The 23,533-nt window shown below is 59.5% G+C and carries 19 protein-coding genes; 16 read left to right on the top strand and 3 right to left on the bottom strand.

The features are described from left to right. Positions 1-25: 25 nt before the first annotated feature. The 8 genes from J3351_RS07720 (at position 26) to J3351_RS07685 (ending at position 10,233) form a co-directional block, all read left to right on the top strand. Positions 26-1,228, top strand: coding sequence for a murein hydrolase activator EnvC (locus tag J3351_RS07720; RefSeq protein ID WP_207697470.1), 1,203 nt, complete (start codon positions 26-28; stop codon positions 1,226-1,228). 157 nt (positions 1,229-1,385) lie between these two features. Then, positions 1,386-2,771, top strand: a complete 1,386-nt coding sequence (locus J3351_RS07715) for a S41 family peptidase (RefSeq protein WP_207685113.1) — start codon at positions 1,386-1,388, stop codon at positions 2,769-2,771. A 166-nt stretch (positions 2,772-2,937) separates the two neighbouring features. Continuing rightward, positions 2,938-3,792, top strand: coding sequence for a 16S rRNA (adenine(1518)-N(6)/adenine(1519)-N(6))-dimethyltransferase RsmA (gene rsmA / locus J3351_RS07710; protein ID WP_097770604.1), 855 nt, complete (start codon positions 2,938-2,940; stop codon positions 3,790-3,792). Positions 3,793-4,244: 452 nt separating this feature from the next. Then, positions 4,245-6,275 carry an ABC transporter substrate-binding protein gene (locus J3351_RS07705; protein ID WP_207697466.1) on the top strand — a complete coding sequence of 677 codons (2,031 nt, stop codon included), beginning with the start codon at positions 4,245-4,247 and terminating at the stop codon, positions 6,273-6,275. 54 nt (positions 6,276-6,329) lie between these two features. Continuing rightward, positions 6,330-7,280 (top strand): ABC transporter permease, encoded by a 951-nt coding sequence (locus tag J3351_RS07700; protein ID WP_156070707.1) that lies wholly within the window; start codon positions 6,330-6,332, stop codon positions 7,278-7,280. Further along, the gene (locus tag J3351_RS07695) at positions 7,280-8,221 is read left to right on the top strand and encodes an ABC transporter permease (RefSeq protein ID WP_097770607.1); all 942 of its coding nucleotides are present in this window, start codon (positions 7,280-7,282) and stop codon (positions 8,219-8,221) included. Before J3351_RS07700 ends, J3351_RS07695 begins: the two co-directional genes overlap by 1 nt. A gap of 22 nt (positions 8,222-8,243) precedes the next feature. After that, positions 8,244-9,299, top strand: a complete 1,056-nt coding sequence (locus tag J3351_RS07690; protein ID WP_207697465.1) for an ABC transporter ATP-binding protein — start codon at positions 8,244-8,246, stop codon at positions 9,297-9,299. Then, entirely contained in the window at positions 9,292-10,233 is a 942-nt protein-coding gene (locus J3351_RS07685) for an ATP-binding cassette domain-containing protein (protein WP_005932252.1), read from the top strand. Before J3351_RS07690 ends, J3351_RS07685 begins: the two co-directional genes overlap by 8 nt. Before the next feature lie 154 nt (positions 10,234-10,387). Here J3351_RS07685 and J3351_RS07680 read toward each other — a convergent pair whose 3' ends face one another. Next, the gene (locus J3351_RS07680; RefSeq protein WP_207697464.1) at positions 10,388-12,403 is read right to left on the bottom strand and encodes an ABC transporter substrate-binding protein; all 2,016 of its coding nucleotides are present in this window, start codon (positions 12,401-12,403) and stop codon (positions 10,388-10,390) included. A 360-nt stretch (positions 12,404-12,763) separates the two neighbouring features. Between J3351_RS07680 and J3351_RS07675 the strand changes: the two genes are divergently transcribed. The 8 genes from J3351_RS07675 to J3351_RS07640 all read left to right on the top strand — a co-directional run bounded on the left by J3351_RS07675 (position 12,764) and on the right by J3351_RS07640 (position 21,075). Further along, positions 12,764-13,186 carry a hypothetical protein gene (locus J3351_RS07675; protein WP_099357215.1) on the top strand — a complete coding sequence of 141 codons (423 nt, stop codon included), beginning with the start codon at positions 12,764-12,766 and terminating at the stop codon, positions 13,184-13,186. A gap of 12 nt (positions 13,187-13,198) precedes the next feature. Beyond that, positions 13,199-15,796 (top strand): translation factor GTPase family protein, encoded by a 2,598-nt coding sequence (locus J3351_RS07670; protein WP_207697462.1) that lies wholly within the window; start codon positions 13,199-13,201, stop codon positions 15,794-15,796. Positions 15,797-15,960: 164 nt separating this feature from the next. Beyond that, positions 15,961-16,854, top strand: a complete 894-nt coding sequence (locus J3351_RS07665) for an NAD(P)H-hydrate dehydratase (RefSeq protein WP_207697461.1) — start codon at positions 15,961-15,963, stop codon at positions 16,852-16,854. A gap of 109 nt (positions 16,855-16,963) precedes the next feature. Continuing rightward, entirely contained in the window at positions 16,964-17,689 is a 726-nt protein-coding gene (locus J3351_RS07660) for an NAD-dependent protein deacylase (RefSeq protein ID WP_097772381.1), read from the top strand. Between the two features lies 1 nt (position 17,690). Beyond that, positions 17,691-18,653 (top strand): D-2-hydroxyacid dehydrogenase, encoded by a 963-nt coding sequence (locus J3351_RS07655; RefSeq protein WP_207697460.1) that lies wholly within the window; start codon positions 17,691-17,693, stop codon positions 18,651-18,653. A gap of 16 nt (positions 18,654-18,669) precedes the next feature. After that, on the top strand, positions 18,670-19,557 hold the full coding sequence (locus J3351_RS07650) for an aldose 1-epimerase family protein (protein WP_207697459.1): 888 nt from the start codon (positions 18,670-18,672) through the stop codon (positions 19,555-19,557). Between the two features lie 245 nt (positions 19,558-19,802). Further along, entirely contained in the window at positions 19,803-20,933 is a 1,131-nt protein-coding gene (locus tag J3351_RS07645) for a sodium ion-translocating decarboxylase subunit beta (RefSeq protein WP_156068875.1), read from the top strand. Between the two features lie 13 nt (positions 20,934-20,946). Then, a complete protein-coding gene (locus J3351_RS07640; protein WP_097770616.1) occupies positions 20,947-21,075 on the top strand; it encodes an oxaloacetate decarboxylase in 129 nt (42 codons plus the stop codon). A gap of 55 nt (positions 21,076-21,130) precedes the next feature. Here the strand turns inward: J3351_RS07640 and J3351_RS07635 are convergent, their stop codons facing one another. Continuing rightward, positions 21,131-22,318 carry an LL-diaminopimelate aminotransferase gene (locus J3351_RS07635; protein WP_098922748.1) on the bottom strand — a complete coding sequence of 396 codons (1,188 nt, stop codon included), beginning with the start codon at positions 22,316-22,318 and terminating at the stop codon, positions 21,131-21,133. A gap of 176 nt (positions 22,319-22,494) precedes the next feature. Next, positions 22,495-23,334, bottom strand: a complete 840-nt coding sequence (gene dapF / locus J3351_RS07630) for a diaminopimelate epimerase (RefSeq protein WP_117477291.1) — start codon at positions 23,332-23,334, stop codon at positions 22,495-22,497. Between the last annotated feature and the right edge of the window lie 199 nt (positions 23,335-23,533).

Genomic DNA, 23,533 nt, shown 5'->3' with positions numbered 1-23,533 from the left:
CAGCAGCAGGCAGGCCGCCGCCAGCCTGTTTCTGGCAGCGGCCTGCCTGCTGCTGAGCGTTTCGGTCTACCCGGCCACGGCGGCTACCAGCATGTCCAGCCTGCAGAACAAGCTGGATAAGCTCTCCCAGTCCATTGTACAGCACAAAAAGGAACTGTCCAATGCAAAAAAGAAGGAGCAGGCCGCCAAGGCGCTGGAATCGGAGCTGAAGGAAAAGGTCACGGTGGTCCAGAGCCAGATCAGCGTGCTGAAGGGCCAGATCGCCGAGGTGCAGAACAGCATCGGCCTGAAGGAACAGGAGATCGCCGCCAAGGAACAGCAGATCACCGAAAAAGAAGCGGAGATCGCCGACCAGTGGGGGGATTTCAAGCAGCACATGGCCGCCATGCAGGAGCTGCGGGACGGCGGCAGCGTTGCCATGCTGTCTGCGGTGAACGACCTGTATGAGCTGCTGACTTTCAACGAGGTCATGCAGGACATCTCCATCAAGGACACCGAGATCCTGGACAACATGAAGAACGCCAAGGAAGCGCTGGAAAGCGATAAGCTGACGCTGGAATCCCAGCGCAGCGAGCTGCAAAGCAAAAAGGCAGATCTGGATGCCCAGAACAGCCAGATGCGTGCCAAACAGAACGAGCTCAACTCCAGCGTGGCCGCCGCCCAGATGAGCGCTGCCGAGGCGCAGCAGGCCCAGAAGGATGCGCAGGCCGCCATTGAATCGGACGAGATGAACTATGAGGCGGTCAAGAAGCAGATCCAGAAGATGATCGCTGCGGCCGCTGCCTCCAAGCCCACCCTGAGCTTTACCGGCTTCATCTGCCCGCTCAAGAGTTATAGCCGCATTTCCAGTGAGTACGGCTGGCGCAAGAACCCCGTTACGGGGGTCAACAAGCTCCACGCCGGTACCGACTTTGCCGCCCCGGGCGGCACGCCCATCTATGCAGCCGCCAGCGGCTATGTGCAGGTGGCGGGCTGGTCCAGCGGCGGCTACGGCAACTATGTCATCATCTACCACGGCAAAATGTCCGATGGCAACCAGTACAGCACCCTGTACGGCCACATGCGGTCGGTCGCCACCTCGGCAGGCAAGTATGTCCAGCAGGGTGAGATCATCGGTTATGTGGGCAGCACGGGCAACTCTACCGGCAACCACCTCCATCTGGAGGTCTGGAAGGGCGGCTCCAAGGCCAATGCCGTCAACCCCCGTGGTTATATCCCCATGAAATAATCTGCATTGTATCAAAGGAGGCCGTCAGGGCTTATGAAGGAAGAAAAACGCAAGCGCATCCTGCGCGTGGGCTGTCTGATCCTGGCAGGGATCTTTGCACTTTCCATGCTGGGCAGCGTGGTTATGATGCTGCTGGTCTGACAGAGGAGGGAAGAAGATGAACCGTAAGATATCGGTCGGCATGGCGGTCAGCATCGTCATCCTGGCCATGACCGTTACCTTTTCTATCACCATGCTGGTGGCGATGCGCCTGTTTGACAGCACCGTTTCCAGCGTGAAGGAAAAGGAAAGCATGTACAACAAGATCGCTGAGGTGGACCGCTATGTCCGCAGCAACGATTACTATCCCATCGATGAGACCACCCTCTACGACCGCCTGACGGCTGGCTACCTGCTGGGCACCGGCGACAAATACGCCCGCTATTTCAGCGCTACCGCCTATACGGAGCTGATGAATACCCAGAACGGCACCCTGATCGGCATCGGCGTGGAGCTGGCTGTGGATCAGTCCGGCTATGCCAAGGTCATCAAGGTCTACGATGAATCCCCCGCCAAGGAGGCAGGCATCCAGGTCGGCAACTACATCACCGCCGTGGACGGCACCGATGTCAAGAGCATGAGCAGCGTGGATGCCATCCAGACCCGCCTGCGCGGCGAGAGCGGCACCACCGTCAATGTGACCTGGCTGGACAGCGAGGCCGCCGAGCATACCGCTGACCTGACCCACTCCGGCTACAGCTCCACCACCGTGGATTACCAGATGGTGCAGGGCAATGTGGGCTACATCCGGATCCGCCAGTTTGATTCCACCACCCCCAGCGAGCTGGATTACGCCATCCGCAGCCTGAGCGCCAGCGGCGCAGGCAGCCTGGTGTTTGACCTGCGCGACAACGGCGGCGGCCTGCTGGACGATGCCATCCAGTGCATCGACCTGATCGCCCCGGAGGGCACGCTGGCCTTTGCTGAGGACAAGAACGGCACCCAGACCCTGCTGGGCACCAGCACCAGCGAGTCCCGGATCGACCTGCCCGTTGTCTGCCTGGTCAACGGAAGCACTGCCAGCGCTGCGGAACTCTTTGCCAGCAGCCTGCGCACCCTGAATGGTGCCCGTCTGGTGGGCACCACCACGCAGGGCAAGGGCACCATCCAGAGCAGTCCCCAGCGCCTGTCCGATGGCAGTGCCGTGGTGGTTACCGTGGCAAAGCTGGTCTGCGGCGACGGCAGCTGCTTTGACGGCACCGGCCTGACCGTGGATGTGGAGCGGCCCCTGACTGCGGACGAACAGACCGCATACTATGATTACACTGTGGAGAACGATCCCCAGATCCAGCGTGCCGTGAGCACTGCCCAGCAGATGAGCGGCACCACCACCGTGAGCGGTGTCAACGAAGCGGCTTCCAGTGAAGCTGCCGACAGTGCCGCCGCCGAGAGCGTAGCAGAGGGGGACGCTGAGGCTGCATCTGCCGAGAGCACTCCGGCAGAGACCGCGCCCGCCGAAAGTGAAGCAGCAGGGGAGAGCACTGCATCCAGTAGTCAAGAATAAGAGAACAACCCTCTCCGTCAGCGCTGACGCGCTGCCACCTCTCCCGAAGGGCGAGGTCTTGGCAATTCATGCAAAGTTTGCGGTTTTGTCAAAAGCTCCCCCTTTGGGGGAGCTGGCGAGCGAAGCGAGACTGAGAGGGTTATTTTGGAAAAGAAAGGATAGAGCCATGCCCGAACTGACCGACCTGTCTTATGTGCGCGCCCTGTGCGAAAAATATGATTTTGCCCTCTCCAAGGGCTTTGGCCAGAACTTCATCGTCAACCCCGGCCTGCCCCCCAAGATCGTGGATGCCAGCGGCGTGGACAAGCGCTACGGTGTGCTTGAGATCGGCCCCGGCATCGGCGTGCTGACCCGGGAGCTGGCAAAGCGGGCGGCAAAGGTGGTCTCCATCGAAGTGGATGAGCGCCTGCCGCCCCTGCTGGCCGAGACCATGGCCGGTGTGGACAACTTCAAGCTGGTATTGCAGGATGTGCTCAAGGTGGACCTGAAAGCCCTGATCGCGCAGGAGTTCCCCGGGATGCCGGTGGCTGTCTGCGCCAACCTGCCCTACTATATCACAAGCCCTATTGTGATGAAGCTGCTGGGTGACCGCCTGCCCATTGAGAGCCTGACCGTGATGGTGCAGAAGGAAGCTGCCGATCGTCTGGCTGCCGCTCCGGGCACCCGGGCCTCCAGCGCCATCAGCTGCGCGGTGAGCTATTACGCGACCTCTAAGATGATGTTCACCGCCGCCCCGGGCAGCTTTTACCCGGCCCCCAAGGTGACCAGCGCTGTGGTGCGGATGGAGATCCGCCCCACCCCCGCCGTGCAGGTGGAGGACGAGGAGGGCTACTTTGCCCTTGTCCGCGCGGCCTTTGGCCAGCGGCGCAAGACTGCCGCCAATGCCATTGCCAGCGGCCTGGGGATGCCCAAGGATGCCGTGACCGCTGCCATTGAAGCCGCCGGTTTCGATGCCCGCATCCGTCCTGAGGCCCTGACGCTGGAGGATTTTGCAAAGATCCAGAACGCACTGGCCCGGTGACTTGTTTTAATAATTCGGTTTTCCAAAAGCAGGAGCTCTTCGCAAAGCGTGGAGCGCCTGCTCTTTTAGAATATAAAGCAGAAAATACGGTGTCTTTTTGACAAGAACAATTCCGGTTGTTTTGTCCGCAGCATGGTCTGTTAAATTTCCTGCACGCTTTACCATGTAAAAGCAAATATATTTCATCGTTTTTGCGCGGCAGACTTTGCTTTTTGAAGAAAAAGCTGTGTGTGTTCCATTGACATCTTTTTATTTCAATGGTACAATATATGACGTGTTAAGGTTTTGCGGGAGGAGCACAGGTGCAGACAGAGGGGTCTGTTTCTGCGCTCTTTTGTATTCCCTGGCAATACAGGATTCAAAAAACCTCCGCAGAATAGTGGGAAAACAGCAGGACATCCCGCCCTGCACCATGCACTGAAGCACGGAATTATTATAGGGAGGAAAACACAATGAACAACAACTACGAGTCTCATGCAATCAGCCGCCGCAGCTTTCTGAAGGCTTCCGGTGTCGTTGGTGCCGCCGGCATTCTGGCCGCCTGCGGCGGCAACTCTGGCAGCAGCTCCACCGCCGCTTCCTCTGGTGCTACCAGCGCTCCCAACACCACCGGCGCTACCCCGCTGAAGGAGTTCATCTCCTGGGAGAGCACCAACCGTGAGCTGGAGAGCTGGAACATGCTGTACAGCCAGATGGCTTCCGACATGAATGTCACCACCAACCTGTGGGAAGGTCTGCTGAGCTTTGACTGCTACGGCAAGGCTGTGCCTTCCGTGGCCAAGGAGTGGAGCCACAATGAGGACTCTTCCGTTTGGACCTTCAACCTCCGCGACGATGTGGACTGGGTGGATGTGAACGGCGAGGTCAAGGCTCACCTGACCAGCAAGGACTTCCTCGTGGGTCTGGAGTGGGTGCTGAACGCAGCCAAGAACCAGGCCAACAACACCTCCATGCCCAACGAGACCCTGACCGGTGCTGCTGATTACTATCAGAAGACCAGCGATATGGGCGATGCTGCTGCCGAGCTGACCTACCAGGATATGCTGGATGCAGGCGTGGGCGTTGAGGCTCCGGATGACTACACCCTGGTCTTCACCTGCAAGGATCCCTGCCCCTACTTCGATACCGTTGCTGCCTACACCAGCTTCTACCCCGTCTCTGAGGATCTGATCAACGAGCTGGGCATCGAGGGCTTCCGTGCATGCGATTACACCAACATGTGGTACAATGGTCCCTATGTGGTGGAGGAGTTCATCAGCCAGAACACCAAGAGCTACATCCCCAACCCCAACTACTATGCAGCTGACGAGGTGTCTCGCTTCGACCGCTTCACCGTCACCATGATCAGCGACGGCACCGTCACCTTCCAGCTGTACCAGAACCGTGAGCTGGACGAGATGGATGTGGGCGAGAGCACCCTGACCACCATCCAGGCTGATCCCAACAGCGAGTACAATGCTCAGCTGTGTGAGAAGCGTCCCAAGAAGTTCAGCTTCCAGATGCACTTCAACTACCAGAAGAACAACGAGGACGGCACCCCCGACGACAACTGGAACAAGGCCATCGCCAACACCGCCTTCCGTCAGTGCTTCTACAAGGGCCTGAATCTGACCAACTACTATGCCCGTACCAACAAGATCAACCCCCTGAAGTGCGAGAACGACTACTACACCATGCCGGGTGTCTGCTATAACACCCAGGGCCAGGAGTACACCACTCTGGTGGCCAAGGAGATGGGCTTCGACAAGGAGTCTTATGACGGCAAGACCATGATCCGTCTGCGCGCCAACAACGGCGACATCGCGGATCTGAAGAAGCAGGCCATGGACGAGCTGAGCGCCATCGGCGTCACCTTCCCCGTCCACGCTGCTTACCACATCATCGCTGGTTCCACCACCGCTCTGGATACCGCAACGGTTCTGAAGCAGTGCTTCACCGACAGCTTCGGCGATGACTTCATCGTGCTGGACATCAAGACCTACGTCTCCTCCATCACTCAGGAAGTCCGTAATCCTCAGCTGCAGAGCTTCGTCATCAACGGCTGGGGCGCTGACTACGGCGATCCTGTCAACTTCGTTGGTCAGGAGATCCTGCACGACGACAACGCTTACTACAGCTGGTACTACTCCAACATCGCCAAGATCGTGGAGGCCGGCCCCGCTGACTGGCAGAAGGATCTGGTGGCCTGCTACGAGGAGTTCACCGATCTGGTCAACACCGCAAAGGCCATCGTTGATGATACCGATGCCCGCTACGCTGCCTTTGCAAAGGCTGAGGCCAGCATGCTGAACAGCGTTCTGGCCTGCCCCTGCAACTTCGATGTTTCCTGGACTCTGACCCACGCCAACGAGTACAGCAAGATCAACGCTATGTATGGTCCCTGCAACTACAAGGCTGTGAACTGGGAGACCAGCGAAGAGGCTTACACCACCGAGCAGTACGAGGAGTTCGCCGCTGCATTTGACGCAGCTACCAAGGCTTAAGTTCCCCGTTTCCCCGCCCGAAAGGGTAGAAATAAAAGTTAAGGGTTCGATAACATGTTAAAATACACGGTTAAGCGGCTGCTCCAGTCGCTTGTCACAATCTTTCTGATCGCAACAGCAGTTTTCCTGATGATGCGCTGCCTGCCGACGGACTACTACTTCACTGAGGAACAGCTCATGAAGTTTACCGATCAGCAGAAGACCGCCGCTCTGGAAGCAGCTGGCCTGACCGATCCCATCCCCACCCAGCTGGTCAAGTTCTATAACAACCTGCTGCATCTGGATTTCGGCACTTCCCGCCGCATTCAGAACGGTGCCCCGGTGGTCAAGGTCATTGGCAAAAAGTTTGGTGTCTCCATGCGTCTGGGCCTCATCGCCTCCGGCATCTCTCTGGTGGTCGGTGTGCTGATGGGCATCCTGCAGGCGGCATTCAAGGACAAGGTATTCGACTGGATCGGCACGGCCTACACCGTGTTCGTCAACGCGGTCCCGTCGCTGGTGTCGTATTCTCTGGTGCTGGTCTTTGGTTCCAAGTACCTGGGATTCCCCACGCTGTACTCCACCCGCAATGTGAGTGCTTCCAGCGTGCTGCCCATCACCTGCCTTTCGCTGGCATCTATTGCAGGCTATGCCCTGTGGACCCGCCGCTACATGGTGGATGAGCTGACCCGCGACTATATCAAGCTGGCCCGTGTCAAGGGCCTGAGCTCCCGCGAGATCATGTTTAAGCATGTTCTGCGCAACGCCATGGTTCCCATGGTGCAGTATATCCCCCAGTCCATCCTGCTGACGGTTGGCGGCTCCCTGCTGATGGAACGGTTCTTCTCCGTTCCCGGCATGGGCCCCCTGCTGACGGATGCCATCCAGCGCTATGACCTGAACGTTGTGCAGACCCTGGTCATCCTCTACGCTGTGCTGGGCATCGTGGGCGTGTTCCTGGGCGATGTGCTGATGATGGTGGTTGACCCCCGTATTACTCTGACCGGAAAGGAGGAGGCTCGCTGATGGCTAAGGCATCGGATTTTGAGGGCAAGAAGCCCGAAGAACTGTTCTACTTTGTGGATTATTCCCCGGAAGAAGCGGAACGCATCGGCTACTCCAACTATTCCTATTGGGGTTCTGTCATCCAGAACTTCCTCAAGCAGAAGGTCGCTGTCTTCTGCCTGATCCTGTTCCTGGCGCTGACGGTGTTCTCCTTCATTGCGCTGGGCATCGGCAAGTATCACTACACCACCCTGATCTCTGATTCCAGCAAGGCTTTCATCAAGCCCAACAGTGAGTACTGGTTCGGTACCGACAACCTGGGCCGTGACTACTGGTGCCAGGTGTGGTATGCCACCCAGGTTTCCATCCGTCTGGCTCTGGTGGTCGCCGTGGGCGAAAGCATCGTGGGCGTGATCTTCGGCCTGATCTGGGGCTATGTGCGCAGTCTGGACCGCTTCTTCACGGAGCTGTACAACCTGATCGACAACGTGCCCTATATCATCTATATGACCCTGATCGCCCTGATGGTGGGCCAGAGCTTTTGGATCATGGCCATCTCCATGATCGCCATCAACTGGCTTTCTATGGCACGCCGTGTCCGCAACATGGTGTTCATGTTCCGTGACCGCGAGTATAACCTCGCGTCCCGCTGCCTGGGCACCCCGCTGTGGCGCGTGCTGACCAAGAACATCCTGCCGTATCTGGTCTCCGTTATCATCCTGCGTATGGCGCTTTCCATCCCGGGCACCATCAATCTGGAATCCACGCTGTCCTACCTGGGCCTGGGCCTGGGCATCGACACGCCTTCTCTGGGCCTGATCCTGAGCAAGGTGCGCGGCTTCTTCCTGGATTATCCGTACCTGCTGGTTTTCCCTGCATCCATCGTGTCCATCATTTCCATTTCCTTCTATATCATGGGCAACGCTTTGTCGGATGCGGCTGATCCGCGCAACCACGTTTGATAGATTGGAGAGAGAGACGTAAATGGATAGACAACCGATTATCTCTGCCAAAGACGTGGAGATCACTTTTAGCCTGCGCGGCCGCAAGCTGAACGCCATCCGCAAGTGCTCGCTGGACCTGTACGAAGGCGAGACCCTTGCCATCGTGGGCGAGTCCGGCTCGGGCAAGTCCGTATTCACCAAGAACTTTGTGGGTATGCTGGATGCCAACGGTAAGATCACCGGCGGCTCCATCATGTATGAAGGCCGCGATATGACCAAGTTCACCGAGAAGGATTGGCTGGGTGTCCGCGGCAAGAAGATCGCCATGGTCATGCAGGACCCCATGACCAGCCTGAACCCGCTGAAGAAGATCGGCAAGCAGATCCAGGAGAGCATTGAGCATCACCAGGGTCTGAAGGGCGAGGAAGCCAAAAAGGCTGCCATCGAGATGCTGGGCAAGGTGGGTATCCCCGACCCCGAGCGTCGGTACGAGCAGTACCCCCACGAGTTCTCCGGCGGTATGCGTCAGCGTGTCGTCATTGCTATTGCAGCGGCCTGCCGCCCGCAGATCCTGATCTGCGACGAGCCCACCACTGCACTGGACGTGACCATTCAGGCACAGATCCTGCAGCTGATCCGCGACCTGCAGAAGGAACTGGGCATGTCCGTTATCTACATCACCCATGACCTGGGTGTTGTGGCAAACGTGGCAGACCGTGTGGCCGTGATGTACGCCGGCCAGATCGTGGAATACGGCACCGTGGAGGAAATCTTCTACGACGCATGGCACCCCTACACCTGGGCTCTGCTGCAGGCTCTGCCGCAGCTGGGCACCAAGGGTGAGGCCCTGCCCAGCGTGGACGGTACTCCCCCGAACCTGTTCAACGAGATCAAGGGTGACGCATTTGCGCCCCGCAACAAGCATGCGCTGGCAATCGACTTTGTGCAAGAGCCTCCGTTCTTCCAGGTGTCCGAGACCCACGCCGCAAAGACCTGGTATCTGGACCCGCGCGCTCCTAAGATCGAGCGGCCGCACTCCATCCAGAACCTGCGTGAGAAAATGGGAAAGATGGGAGGCGCCAACTTAAATGGCTGAACGCGAAAAGCTGATTGAGCTGAAAGACCTTCAGATCACCTTTGGCTCCGGTAAGAAGAAATTTGTTGCTGTCGATCATGTCAACTTTGACATCTATAAGGGCGAGACCTTCTCGCTGGTCGGCGAGTCCGGCTCCGGCAAGACCACCATTGGCCGTGCCATCTGCCGCATCAACCCGACCTCCGGCGGCGACATCTTCTTCAAGGGCCAGAAGATCAACGGCAAGATCTCCAAGGAACTGGACAAAGAGGTCATCCGCAAGATCCAGATGATCTTCCAGGACCCCATGGCTTCGCTGAACGAGCGTGCCAAGGTGGAGTATATCATTGCTGAGGGCCTGCTGAACCATCATCTCTACAAAGATCAGGAAGACCTGCACGAAAAGGTGATGAACGCCCTGCATGAGGTCGGCCTGCTGCCGGAGTTTGCCTCCCGCTTCCCCCACGAGTTCTCGGGCGGTCAGCGCCAGCGTATCGGCATTGCCCGTGCACTGGTCATGGAGCCGGAGTTCATCGTGGCCGATGAGCCCATCTCTGCACTGGATGTCTCCATCCGTGCACAGGTGCTGAACCTGCTGAACGAGATGAAGAAGAGCCGCGGCCTGACCTACCTGTTCATTGCACATGACCTGTCGGTGGTTCGGTTCATCTCGGACCGTATCGCTGTTATCAGTAAGGGCCGCATCGTGGAGCTGGCTGAGGCGGAGGAGCTGTTCCTCCATCCGCTGCATCCCTACACCAAAGCCCTGCTGAGCGCGGTTCCCATCCCTGACCCCAGCCTTGAAAAGCACAAGAAGCTGCTGGTCTATGACCCCTCGATCCACGATTACAGCGTGGACAAGCCGGTCTGGGAAGAGATTGCAAACGGCCACTTCGTGTATGGCAACCAGCGTGAGCTGGAGGGCTACCGCAAGGAGTATGAAAGCCAGCTGTAAGCTGAACCGCTTTCCTGTATTTTAACACAATGACCCCGCCGCGCTGGGAGTTTTCCCGCGCGGCGGGGTTTTGTGCTGTCAGGGAGCAAAAAAGAACCGGACGCTTCAAAAACGTCCGGTTCTGCTTTTTGCGATTGGCTACTGGTTCACGCGATCAGGCCTGAGTGGCTGCGTCGAATGCGGCGGCAAACGCATCGTACTGTTCGGTGGTGTAAGCCTCCTCGCTGGTCTCCCAGTTCACAGCCTTGTAGTTGCAGGGACCATACATAGCGTTGATCTTGCTGTACTCGTTGACGTGAGTCAGGCACCAGGTGATATCGTAGACGGTGGGGAAGATCAGGTTCTCGTCCAGGAAGTAAGCTTCGGCCTTGGCAAATGCAGCGTAGCGCGCATCAGTGTCGTCAACGATGGCACGGCCCTCGTTCACCAGATCGGTGAACTTCTCGTAGGCGGCAACCAGCTCGGTCTGGTAGCTGGCGGGGCCATTGTTCACAATGCCTGCGATGTTGGTCATGTTGCAGCTGTAGTAAGCATTGTCGTCGTGAACGATGATCTGGGTCAGGAAGTTGATGGGATCGCCGAAGTCAGCGCCCCAGCCCATGTGGGTGAAGCTCTGCAGCTTGGGCGCCACGACTTCCTTCATGGTGGAGGACACGAAGGTGTTGATATCCAGCACGATGAAATCATCGCCGAAGCTGTCGGTGAAGCACTGCTTCAGGACGGTTGCGCTGTCCAGAGCGGTGGTGGAGCCGGCCAGAATGTAGTAGGAGCAGTGAACAGGGAAGGTGACACCAATGGCGCTCAGCTCTTCCATGGCCTGCTTCTTCAGCTCGGTGATGTCGCCGTTGTTGGCGCGCAGGCGCTTCATGGTCTTGCCATCGTAAGCTTCGCCGTCCAGACCCATCTCCTTGGCCACCAGGTTGGTGTAGTCGGTGCCGTCAGAGGTGTAGCACAGGCCCTTCATGGTGAAGAAATCGTTCTCACACTTCAGGGGATTGATGGGGTTGTAACGGGCGAAGAACTTGTTCAGCACCATGCCCTTGGAGAAGCACTGACGGAAGGCCTTGTTGGCAATGGCCTTGTTCCAGTTCTCATCGGGGGTGCCATCGGTGTTCTTCTTGTCGTAGTTGAAGATGAAGCAGTAGCTGAACTTCTTGGCACGCTTCTCGCACAGCTGCTGATTGTACTCGTTGGAAGGATCGGACTGAATGGTGGTGATGTTGCTCTCGCCCAGGTCCACCTCGTCCAGCTCGCGGTTCTGATACAGCTGCAAGCTGATGGAACCGTCGCTGATCATGGTGACGGTGAAGCGCTCAAAGCGGCTGACATTGGCAGCATCGTAGTAGTTGGGGTTGGGGATGTAGCTCTTGGTGTTGCCCTGGATGTACTCCTCCACCACATAGGGTCCGTTGTACCACATGGTGGTGTTGTCGCAGCTCCGGAAGCCATCGACACCCAGCTCCTCGATCAGAGCAGGAGCCACGGGGTAGAAGCTGTTGTAGGCGGCAACGGTATCAAAATAGGGGCAGGCGCTGGGGCAGGTAAACACCAGAGTGTAATCATCCGGAGCCTCAATGCCCACACCGGCAGCCAGCATGTCCTCGTAGGTCATGTCAGCGGCAGCGTCACCGGCTTCCTTGGTCAGCTCGTAGTACTCGTAAGCGCCCACAATGGTATCGTTGGGCATGGAGGTGTTGTTGGCCTCGTTCTTGATGGCGTTCATCACCCATTCAAAACCAACCAGGAAGTCCTTGCTGGTCAGGTGAGCTTTCACCTCACCGTTGCAATCCACCCAGTCCACATCGTCCCGCAGGTGGAAGGTCCAGACCGTGGCATCCTCATTGTGCTCCCAGCTGGAAGCGATGGCGGGCACCACCTTGCCGTAGCAGTCAAAGCTCAGCAAGCCGTCCCACAGGTTGGTGACCACATTGGCATCCTCAGCCTTCTGGGTGTACAGCATGTTCCAGCTTTCCAGCTCACGGTTGCCGCTCTCAAAGGAGATGAACTCCTTCAGGGGGGTAGCGCCGGTGGAGTTGGGGGCAGCAGCGCCGCTGGCGGCAGCACCATTGCCGGTGTTGTTGGACTTTTCGCCGCAGGCTGCCAGCAGGCTGGCGGCACCCACAGCACCTGCACCCTTCAGGAAGGTGCGGCGATCAAAATTGAAGCTCATTGGATGATCCTCCCAGATCTTGCGCGGACAGAGCCGCGCGTTTTTCCTTTTCCTAAACGCAGTGAGGCTGTCTGCCTTTCCAAAAAGTGCGCAGGAAAGACAAAAGTCGCACCGCTGTATATTTTAGCACTTTACTGGAAAGAAGTCAATCCGCCGCAGCACTGAATTGGAAACAAAACGGTGACAAACACTTTCATGGAAAAAGAGTGTGGAAAAAATTACTATAAAATGGAAAGAACTGTATATCCGAGAAGAACAGATAAAAGGGGTGAATCGTTCACACGGCGCGCACAAAACAGCTATCTTTTTTCACGAAAACATGATACAATAAAGTGTATCTGTATCAATAAGGAGCGCACCATGAAGAAACTGACCTCGATGTACAAACGCTACATGTTCCACCCCATTTTATATAAGACCGTGACCCGCACCTCCATTGTGGCCGTGCTGATGCTGCTGTGGCAGCGCTATGTCAGCGATGGCACGTTTACCATCTGGGAGGCCCCGGGCTTTCTGTGCGGCGTGGTGCTGCTCATCTGGGCCTGGGTGGACTACCTGCGGCTGGATGGCGTAACCATCCACCATCTGCTGGAGGAATTCAAGGGGATGGGCAAGCGGCAGAAAAAGATCCACTCCACCCGCTCCATCATCGACTATGCGGATGAGAAGATCGTCTCCTTTGAGGAGCTGGAACCCGAGGAGCGCACCTATTGCAGCCTGCTCTCCAATCTGGTGCTGGGCCTGCCGCTGGTCGCTGCTGCGCTGATCGCCAGCGTGCTGTAAGGGGGCCGCGGCATGGAACAAGAGCACAAACAGCTGGTCATCGGCATTCTGGCCCATGTGGACAGCGGCAAGACCACCCTTTCCGAGGCCCTGCTCTACGGCACCGGCACCATCCGCAAGCTGGGTCGCGTGGACCATAAGGATGCCTTTCTGGACACCGACGCGCTGGAAAAGGCGCGCGGTATTACCATTTTCTCCAAGCAGGCCCTCTTCACGGCGGGCAATACCGATTTTACCCTGCTGGACACCCCGGGCCATGTGGATTTTTCCACGGAGACCGAGCGGACACTGCAGGTGCTGGATTATGCGGTGCTGGTCATCAGCGGCACCGATGGCGTGCAGAGCCATACCGAGACGCTCTGGCGGCTGCTGCGGCGGTACCGCATCCCCACCTTTGTGTTCGTGAACAAGATGGACCTGCCCGGCCCGGGCAGGGAAGCGCTTCTGACCCAGCTGAACCGTCGGCTGGGGGATGGCTTTGTGGATTTTGGGGCAGAGCAGGCTGACCGGGACGAGGCGCTGGCTCTCTGCGATGAGCGGCTGATGGAGGCAATGCTGGACCGGGGAAACCTGACCGATACCGACCTCATCCCCGCCATTGCCCGGCGGCATGTGTTTCCCTGCTGGTTTGGCTCAGCCCTGAAGCTGCAGGGTGTGGATGCGCTGGTGGAGGGCCTGGACCGCTATACCCGCCCGGCTCCCGCGCTGGAAGCCTTCGGGGCCAAGGTGTTCAAGGTGAGCCAGGATGAGCAGGGGAACCGCCTGACCTGGCTGCGGGTGACCGGCGGTGTGCTCAGGGTGAAAGCCCAGCTTGCCGGAGAGGTCGACGGGGAGCCATGGGCCGAAAAGGCCAACCAGCTGCGGCTCTACTCCGGCGCAAAGTTTACGCTGGCAGAGTGCATCGGCCCCGGCCAGGTGTGCGCCGTTACCGGCCTGACCAAAGCCCGCCCGGGCGAGGGTCTGGGGGCGGAACGGGACAGCGACCTGCCGGTGCTGGAGCCGGTGCTGAGCTATCAGGTGCTGCTGCCCGAGGGCGCGGATGTGCACGCCGCGCTGGGAAAGCTCCATCGGTTGGAAGAGGAGGAGCCCCAGCTCCATGTGGTCTGGAACGAGACCCTGGGCGAGATCCATGTCCAGCTGATGGGCGAGATCCAGCTGGAGGTGCTGAAAAGCCTGCTGGCCGAGCGGTACGGGTTGGAGGTCAGCTTCGGCCCCGGCGGCATCCTGTATAAGGAGACCATCACCGAAGCCATGGAGGGTGTGGGCCACTACGAGCCCCTGCGCCACTATGCGGAAGTCCACCTCAAGCTGGAGCCGCTGCCCCGGGGCAGCGGAATGCAGTTTGCCACCGACTGCCGGGAAGAGGTGCTGGACAAGAACTGGCAGCGGCTGGTGCTGACGCATCTTGAGGAAAAGCAGCATCTGGGTGTACTCATCGGGGCACCCCTGACCGATGTGAAGATCACCCTCATTGCGGGCCGCGCTCACCTCAAGCACACCGAGGGCGGCGACTTCCGGCAGGCGACCTACCGCGCCGTCCGGCAGGGCCTGATGATGGCAGACCAGATCCACAAGACCCAGCTGCTGGAGCCGTGGTATGCCTTCCGGCTGGAGCTGCCCTCTGACAATGTGGGCCGCGCCATGAACGATATCCAGAACATGGGCGGCAGCTTTGACCCGCCCGAGACCGGAGCCGACGGGGATACCACCCTGCTTACCGGCACGGCACCGGCCTCCACCATGCGCAGCTACCCCATGGAGGTGGTGGGCTACACCCGGGGCAGGGGACACCTGACCCTGACGCTGGACGGCTACCGTCCCTGCCACAATGCAGCAGAGGTCATCGAGGCCGCGGGCTATGAGCCGGAACACGACCTCGACAACCCGGCGGATTCGGTGTTCTGCGCCCACGGGGCCGGATTTGTGGTGCCCTGGGAGCAGGTGCGCAGCCACATGCATGTAGACAGCGGCTGGGGCAAGACTGCAAAGACCGAGGAAACGGTGCAGGCCCGCCCCCGCCGGATGGCCGCCTACCGCGCTACCCTGGAAGAGGATGCTGAGCTGCTGAAGATCTTTGAACAGACCTATGGGCCCATCAAGCGGGACCCGCTGGCGGCGTTCCGCCCCACCCAGAAGCGGGAACGCCCCGATTTCAACGCCGAGCAGTGGGAGATCCAGCCCGAATACCTGCTGGTGGACGGCTACAACATCATCTTTGCATGGGACGAGCTGAACGCACTCTCCAAAGAGAGCCTGGAAGCGGCCCGCCACAGGCTGATGGACATCCTCTGCAACTATCAGGGCTTTAAGAAGTGCGTGCTCATCCTTGTGTTTGATGCCTACCGTGTGCCGGGCAGCCCCGGCAGCATAGAGCAGTACCACAATATCCATGTGGTCTACACCCGGGAAGCCGAGACCGCCGACATGTTCATCGAGCGTGTCACCCATGAGATCGGCAAGGGCCGCCGCGTCCGCGTGGCCACCTCCGATGGCATGGAACAGGTCATCATCCTGGGCCATGGTGCCCTCCGTGTCTCTGCCCGCATGTTCCATGAAGAGGTGCAGGAGGCGGAGAAGGAGATCCGGAGGTATTTGCAGGGGGAAGGGTAACATCCTCGCCCTCTCCGTCAGCGCTTACGCGCTGCCACCTCTCCCAAAGGGAGAGGCAATGCTGCCTTTATCCAAGACCCGCAATAGGCTCCCCCTTTGGGGGAGCTGGCAAAGCCGTAAGGCTTTGACTGAGAGGGCGAAATCTTACCTGAAAGGAGCCGCCTATGTTCGAAACAACTTCTGATTTTGTTTGGCAGAAGATTCAGCCCCGTCCCCGGGATGCGCATAAGGGGATCTTTGGCTCCGTGCTGGCGGTGGCGGGCAGTGCGTCCTACCGGGGCGCGGCGGCGCTGGCCGTGGAAGGTGCCCTGCGCACAGGGGCCGGTATCGTTACGCTGGCAAGTGTGGAGCCGGTGCTGGCGGCGGTGGCTGCCCGCCTGCCCGAGTGCTGTCTCTGCCCCTGCGAAGCGGGGGCAGAGGGCGGCATCTCGCCCCAGAATATCGACCGCATCCGGCGGCAGAAGGCCTCTGTCCTGCTGGCGGGCCCCGGGCTGGGTTATACGGCCCAGAGCGCGGCCCGTGCCGCCGAGACCCGAACGCTGGTAAAAACGCTCCTGCCCGGCTTTTCCGGCAGTGCAGTGCTGGATGCGGACGGCCTGAACGCCGCCGCTGACCTGCTCCAAACGGAAAAAATGCCTCACCCTCAAGGAGAACTGATTTTAACGCCCCACCCCGGCGAGATGGCCCGGCTGACCGGGCGCTCTGCGGCAGAGATCAATGCGGACCGGGAAGGCACGGCGCTGCGCTATGCGAAAGCATGGAATGCTGTGGTGGTGCTGAAGGGGGCACATACCGTCATTGCAGGGCCGGATGGCCGCTGTGCGGTCAATCCCACCGGCAACCCGGGGCTTTCCCGGGGCGGCAGCGGGGATGTGCTGGCGGGCATGACCAGCGCCCTGCTGGCCTGCGGTCTGCCTGCCTTTGAGGCCGCTGCCTGTGCCGTTTATCTCCACGGTGCCGCTGCCGACCGTGCCGCTGCCCTGCACGGGGAAACCGGGATGCTCCCGCATGATCTGCTGGATGCACTGGGGACCCTGTTTGCCGAAAACGGGCGCTGAGCAAGGGGACGATCCCATCAAAAAAAGAAACGCTTCCCTTCCGCTGGATTTGTGTTATACTGGAGCTATCCAAAACACAACGATCTGCCGGAAAGGAAGCGTTTCTTTTATGGTTCCTGCACTGGAAAAAATCATTGCCGAGAGCGACCGCATCGTCTTTTTTGGCGGCGCGGGGGTCTCCACCGAAAGCGGCATCCCCGATTTCCGCAGCGTGGACGGCCTGTACCACCAGAAGTACGATTACCCGCCCGAGACCATCCTGAGCCACACCTTCTGGGAGGAGAACCCCGAGGAGTTCTACCGGTTCTACCGGGATAAGCTCATTGTGAAGGGGGCAAAGCCCAACGCTGCCCACCTGCGGCTGGCAAAGCTGGAGCGGGAGGGCAAGCTGAAAGCCATCGTCACCCAGAACATCGACGGCCTGCATCAGGCGGCTGGCTCCAAGACCGTTTACGAGCTCCACGGCAGCACCCTGCGCAACTACTGCGTGAAGTGCGGCGCGTTCTACGATGTGGACTTCATTGCCAACAGTACCGGCGTGCCCCGCTGCCCCAAGTGTGGCGGCATCGTCAAGCCGGATGTCGTTCTGTATGAGGAAGGGCTGGACGAGGAAGTGCTCTCCGGGGCCGTGTCTGCCATCCGCAAGGCGGATACTCTCATCATCGGCGGCACCAGTCTGGTGGTCTACCCGGCGGCGGGGCTCATCCGGTACTTCCGGGGCCGCCATCTGGTGGTCATCAACATGCAGCCCACCGGGGCCGATGCGCAGGCAGACCTGTGCATTGCCAAGCCCATCGGTCAGGTGCTGAGCGAGGACGTATTGTTGGAGGACTGAGATGAAAGCTGTCATTCTGGAAAGCTATGTCATGGAGGAAGGCGACCTCGACTGGTCGGGGGTAAAGGCGCTGGTGCCGGATACCACCAGCTATGTCCGCACGACCTACGAGGAGATCGCCCCCCGCATTGGAGATGCGGACATCGTTCTGCTGAACAAGTGCCGCATAGATGAGAAGATCTTACAGCAGTGCCCGAACCTGAAATGGGTAGGCATCATCGCCACGGGCACCGACAACCTGGATCTGGAAGCCTGCCGCCGCCACGGCGTTGCAGTGGCCAATGTGCCGGGCTATTCTACCTACAGCGTGGCCCAGATGACCTTCAGCCTGCTGCTGGCCATCTGCCAGTGCGCGGAGCGCTACAACCGTGCCGTCAAGCAGGGATGCTGGCAGTTGGATATCCCGGAGAGCATCGGCCTGCTGCCCCAGATGGAACTCTACGGCAAGACCTATGGCGTTTACGGCTATGGCAGCATCGGGCGGCAGTCGGCCCGCATTGCCAGAGCCTTTGGAATGGAGGTACTGGTCTGCACCCGCACCGTCCGGCCAGAATACGCCGCCGACGGTGTGGAGTTCGTGGATTATGATACCCTGCTGAGGCGGTGCGATATTCTCAGCCTGCACTGCCCGGCCACGCCCCAGACCCGGGGCCTTGTCAACGCGGAGGCGCTGGCGAAGATGAAGCCCGGGGCCATTCTGCTCAACACGGCCCGGGGCGCGCTGGTGGATGAGGAGGCCGTGGCAGCGGCCCTCCACAGCGGTCAGCTGGGCTTTTACGGGGCCGATGCCTTTGTCACCGAGCCTCTGCCTCAGGAAAGCCCCCTGCGGGCAGAACCCCACGCGATCCTCACACCGCACATTGCGTGGACTACCCGGGAGGCTTTGCAGAACCTGATGGACATTACCACCCGGAACCTGCGCACCTGGCTGGAAGGAAACGGCGAGCACATCGTCAACAGATAAAAAGGAGAGATGAATCATGCAGGCAACCATTCACAACGAATTCCTGACCCTGACCGTGGATACCCATGGTGCCGAAGCAGTCAGCCTGAAAAATGCCGCCGGGCAGGAGATGCTCTGGCAGGCCGACCCGGCTGTCTGGAAGCGCCACGCTCCCATCCTTTTCCCCTGGACGGGCAAGCTGACCGGCGGGGCCTTTACCCACAAGGGCAAGACTTACACCGGTGGTCAGCACGGCTTTGCCCGAGACGTGGAGCACACCCTGCTCTGCGCCGAGGGTGACACCATCCGGCTGGAGCTGCGCTCGGATGAAAAGAGCAAGGCAGAGCGCTTCCCCTTTGATTTTGTTCTGACCAGCACCTTCCGGCTGGAGGGCAGGACGGTGCACCACACCCTGACCGTCACCAACCCCGCCGATGCCGCCGAGGAGCTGCGGTTTGGCATCGGCTACCACCCGGCGTTCCGCATCCCCTTTGATGACAAGCACACCACCACCGATTACGAGTTCCGCTTCGACCGGCCGGAAAGCCCGATGATCCTGGACGCTTACCCCGACGGCTTGCTGACGGGCAAGTGCGGTTACCGGTGGAAGAACGAGCAGAGCATCCCCCTGACAGACGATCTGTTTGAGAACGACAGCTTCTGCATGGCCGGTCTGCGCAGCCGCACGCTGGGCATCTACGAGAAGGACACCGGCAAGGGGATCGTCTGCAATGTGGAGGGTTACCCCTATACCCTCATCTGGTCGGCTCCGGCAAAGCCTGTGCGCTTTGTCTGCATTGAGCCGTGGCACTCCCTGCCCGGTGCCCAGACCGATCCCCAGGAGTGGAGCCAGCGCGCCGCTGCCGCCTGCCTTGCCCCCGGCCAGACCTGGGAGACCACCCTCAGCACAACGTTTGAGCGCTGAAGCAAAGTTTGGCAAAGAAATGCAGGAACCCCTTGACAGAGGGGACTGCATTCTGATTTAATTAAAATCGATAAAAGGGAGTAAAGGGCATTCCGCAGGGCCTGCGGGGTGCTGCATGGCAGCGTCATCACGGCAGAAATGCCCGATGTCATGTGTTGGCTTGAGACTTTTGTCACAGACAGAGTGCTGTGGCAGGGGTCTCTTTTTTCTTGCCCGGCACAGGAACACAAGGAGGAAAAATAAATATGGATCTTCTGAACACATTCGCCAGTCTCTTTTCCAATTTTGGGAATCTGACCTGGCAGATGGTGGTGATGTGGGGCATCGGTGCGCTGCTCATCTACCTTGCCATCGCCAAAAAGATGGAGCCGAGCCTGCTGCTGCCCATGGGCTTTGGTGCCATTCTGGTCAACCTGCCTCTCTCGGGTGCCATCACGCAGGGGGATACGGTCGGCCCCATCTCTGCATTGTTTGAAGCAGGCATGTCCAACGAGCTGTTCCCACTGCTGCTCTTCATCGGCATCGGTGCCATGATCGATTTTGGCCCGCTGCTGGAAAAGCCGTGGCTGATGCTCTTTGGTGCGGCGGCCCAGTTCGGCATCTTCTTTACCCTGTTTCTGGCGGGCTTCTTCTTTGACCTGAAGGATGCTGCCTCCATCGCTGTCATCGGTGCGGCAGACGGCCCTACCGCCATTTTCGTGGCCAACACGCTCAACTCCCAGTACCTCGGTGCCATCATGGTGGCAGCCTACAGCTACATGGCGCTGGTGCCCATCGTGCAGCCGCCCGTGATCCGGCTGCTGACCACGCAGAAGGAGCGCCGCATCCGGATGTCCTATGAAAAGGGCAGTGTTTCCCAGCTGACCAAGATCCTGTTCCCCATCGTGGTCACGATCATTGCAGGCATGGTGGCTCCGGCCAGTGTGGCGCTGGTGGGCTTTTTGATGTTCGGCAACCTGCTGCGGGAGTGCGGGGTGCTGAATGTGCTGAGCGAGACCGCCCAGAATGTGCTGGCAAACCTCATCACCATCGTGCTGGGCCTGACCGTTGCCGGGCAGATGACCGCCGACAAGTTCGTGCGGCCCGACACCCTGCTCATCCTTGCACTGGGTCTGGTGGCCTTTGTCTTTGATACGGCAGGCGGCGTGCTGTTTGCAAAGCTGCTGAACCTTTTCCGGCCGGAGGGCAAAAAGCTGAACCCCATGATCGGCGCGGCCGGTATCTCGGCCTTCCCCATGAGCGGCCGTGTGGTCAACAAGATGGGCCTGGAAGAGGACAACCAGAATTTCCTGCTGATGTATTCCATCAGCGTCAACGTTTCGGGACAGATCGCGTCCGTCATTGCAGGCGGCCTGATCCTGACCCTGATGGTTTAACGGAGGTGATCGCATGCTTCATCTTACTTCGTGGATGACCACGCTGCCGATGATGCTGATCGGGATGGTCGGCATCATCCTTGTCATCGGCATCATTGTTCTGGCAGTGATGCTGCTCAACCGGCTGACGGGCCGGAAATAAAAGAAAAAGGCGATGCAGCTGTTCAAAACTGCATCGCCTTTTTGCTTGTGTAAGATTACAGGGCCTGGATGGCGGCCTTGATGCGCTGGGCGGCGATCTTGGTCTTTTCGGCATCGCCGAAGGCGGTCAGGCGGAAGTAGCCCTCGCCGCACTCACCAAAACCGACACCCGGGGTGCCGACCACGCCGCAGTTCTCCAGCAGCCAATCGAAGAATTCCCAGCTCTTCATGCCGCCGGGGCAGCGCAGCCAGATGTAGGGGCTGTTCTTGCCGCCGCAGTACCACACGCCGCACTCGTCCAGCGCGTCGGCAATGACCTTGGCGTTCTGGCGGTAGTAATCGAGGTTGGCCTGGATCTCAGCCATGCCGCTCTCGGTGAACACGGCGGCAGCAGCGCGCTGAACGACGTAGGGCACGCCGTTGAACTTGGTGGTCTGGCGGCGCAGCCACAGCTTGTTCAGGTTCATGCCCTCGCGCTCCAGCTCGTGGGGCACGATGGTGTAGCCGCAGCGGGTGCCGGTGAAGCCTGCGATCTTGGAGAAGGAGCAGATCTCAATGGCGCACTCGCGGGCACCCTCCACCTCAAAGATGCTGCGTGCCAGAGCGGGATCGGTGATGAAGCACTCGTAGGCGGCATCGTACAGGATAACGGCGTTGTTCTTTTTGGCGTAGTCCACCCAGGCCTTGAGCTGCTCGCGGGTGTAGGCGGCACCGGTGGGGTTGTTGGGGCTGCAGATGTAGATGATGTCAGCCTTCACGCTGTCATCGGGCATCCCCAGGAAGCCGTTCTCCTGGCTGGTGCGGCCGTAAATGATCTTGCGGCCGTCGGTCACGTTGTCGTCCACATAGGTGGGGTAAACGGGGTCCGGGACCAGAACGGTGTTGTCCACATCAAACAGGCCCAGCACGTTGGCCAGGTCGCTCTTGGCACCGTCGGAGATAAAGATCTCGTCCTCAGCCAGCTGGGTGCCGCGGCCTGCGTAGTAGCCCTGAATGGCCTGCTTCAGGAACGGATAGCCCTGCTCGGGGCCGTAGCCGTGGAAGCCCTCCTTGGTGCCCATCTCAGCGGCGGCATCCTGCATGGCGGTGACCACGCACTTTGCCAGAGGCTGGGTCACATCGCCGATGCCCAGGCGGATGATCTCCTTTTCGGGGTGTGCTTCCTGATAGGCGGCCACCTTGTGGGCAATGTCCACGAACAGGTAGCTTGCCTTCAGCTCGCCGTAATGGTGATTCATTTTCATAAGTTGTTCCCTCACTTTATAAGATTGCCCGCCCTCTCAGGCCGCTTCGCGTCCAGCTCTCCCAAAGGGAGAGCCGATGCAGCGTCTACGCCAGCAGAAGCTGACCGTTGAGCCGCAATTGCCTCTCCCTTTGGGAGAGGTGGCATTGCAAAGCAATGACGGAGAGGGCGAGGATGTTAAACTTCCGCAACTCCCTCGTACACCGTGACAGCGCTGCCGGTCATCAGCAGCTGCCTGCCCGGCAGTACCCGGATGACCAGCTCACCGCCGCGCAGCTGCACATGGATATCCTGCCCGGCGGGGCAGATGCCCAGCTCAGTCAAGGCCGCCACGGTGGCGCAGGTGCCGGTGCCGCAGGCCCAGGTCTCGCCGCTGCCGCGTTCCCACACCCGCATCTTCAGGTGGGCAGCATCCACCACCTGCACGAACTCGGTGTTGATGCGCTCCGGGAAGTTGGCGTGATGCTCGAACGCCGGGCCGATGGCTTCCAGCTTCAGGCTGTCCACATCCTCCACTACGGTCACGCAGTGGGGGTTGCCCACGCTGATGCAGGTCACCTTCCACACTTTTCCCTCTACGGTGAGCGGCTGATCCACCAGCGGGCCTTCGCCCATGTGGATGGCAGGCAGGTCGGCCGGCAGGGTGCTGTAAGCGCCCATCTCCACCTGCCACAGCTGTGCGCCCTGCCGGGTAATGCGCTTGACACCGCTGTTGGTGTCGATGGTCAGGACAGGCTTTTCCACCCCGTGGGTGTAGAGCCACTCGGCCACACAGCGCACGCCGTTGCCACACATCTGGGCCTCGCTGCCGTCCGCGTTGAAAATGCGCATCCGGCCATCGGCCCCGGGGGTCACAGGGGCGCAGATGCAGATGATGCCGTCCGCACCCACGGAAAAATGCCGGGCAGAGAGCCGCTGTGCAAGTGCGGCAATGTCTGCGGGCACACCGGATGCACGGCAGTCCAGATAGATGTAATCATTGGCACAGCCCTGCATCTTGGTAAATGACAATTTCATGGAGCATTCTCCTTTACAGGCGGGACCTCTGCGGCCATGCTGATGCAGCACGGCTGAGAGGTTTGGTTCGTCACATATAATCATAAGAATCAAACGGGCTTCTGTCAAGCAAAAAAGAGGGCTTTGTGCAATTTTCATCGGTTTTTTCTGCCCGTAAAGGGCCGGAATGCAAAACAGGGCTTGACAAGATACGGCCCAT

Origin of the sequence: Faecalibacterium sp. Marseille-Q0746 (assembly GCF_017377595.1) — a bacterium.
Taxonomy (GTDB): domain Bacteria; phylum Bacillota; class Clostridia; order Oscillospirales; family Ruminococcaceae; genus Faecalibacterium; species Faecalibacterium duncaniae.
Note: the sequence above shows the minus strand (reverse complement) of the source record. Positions and strands in the feature narration are given on the sequence as shown.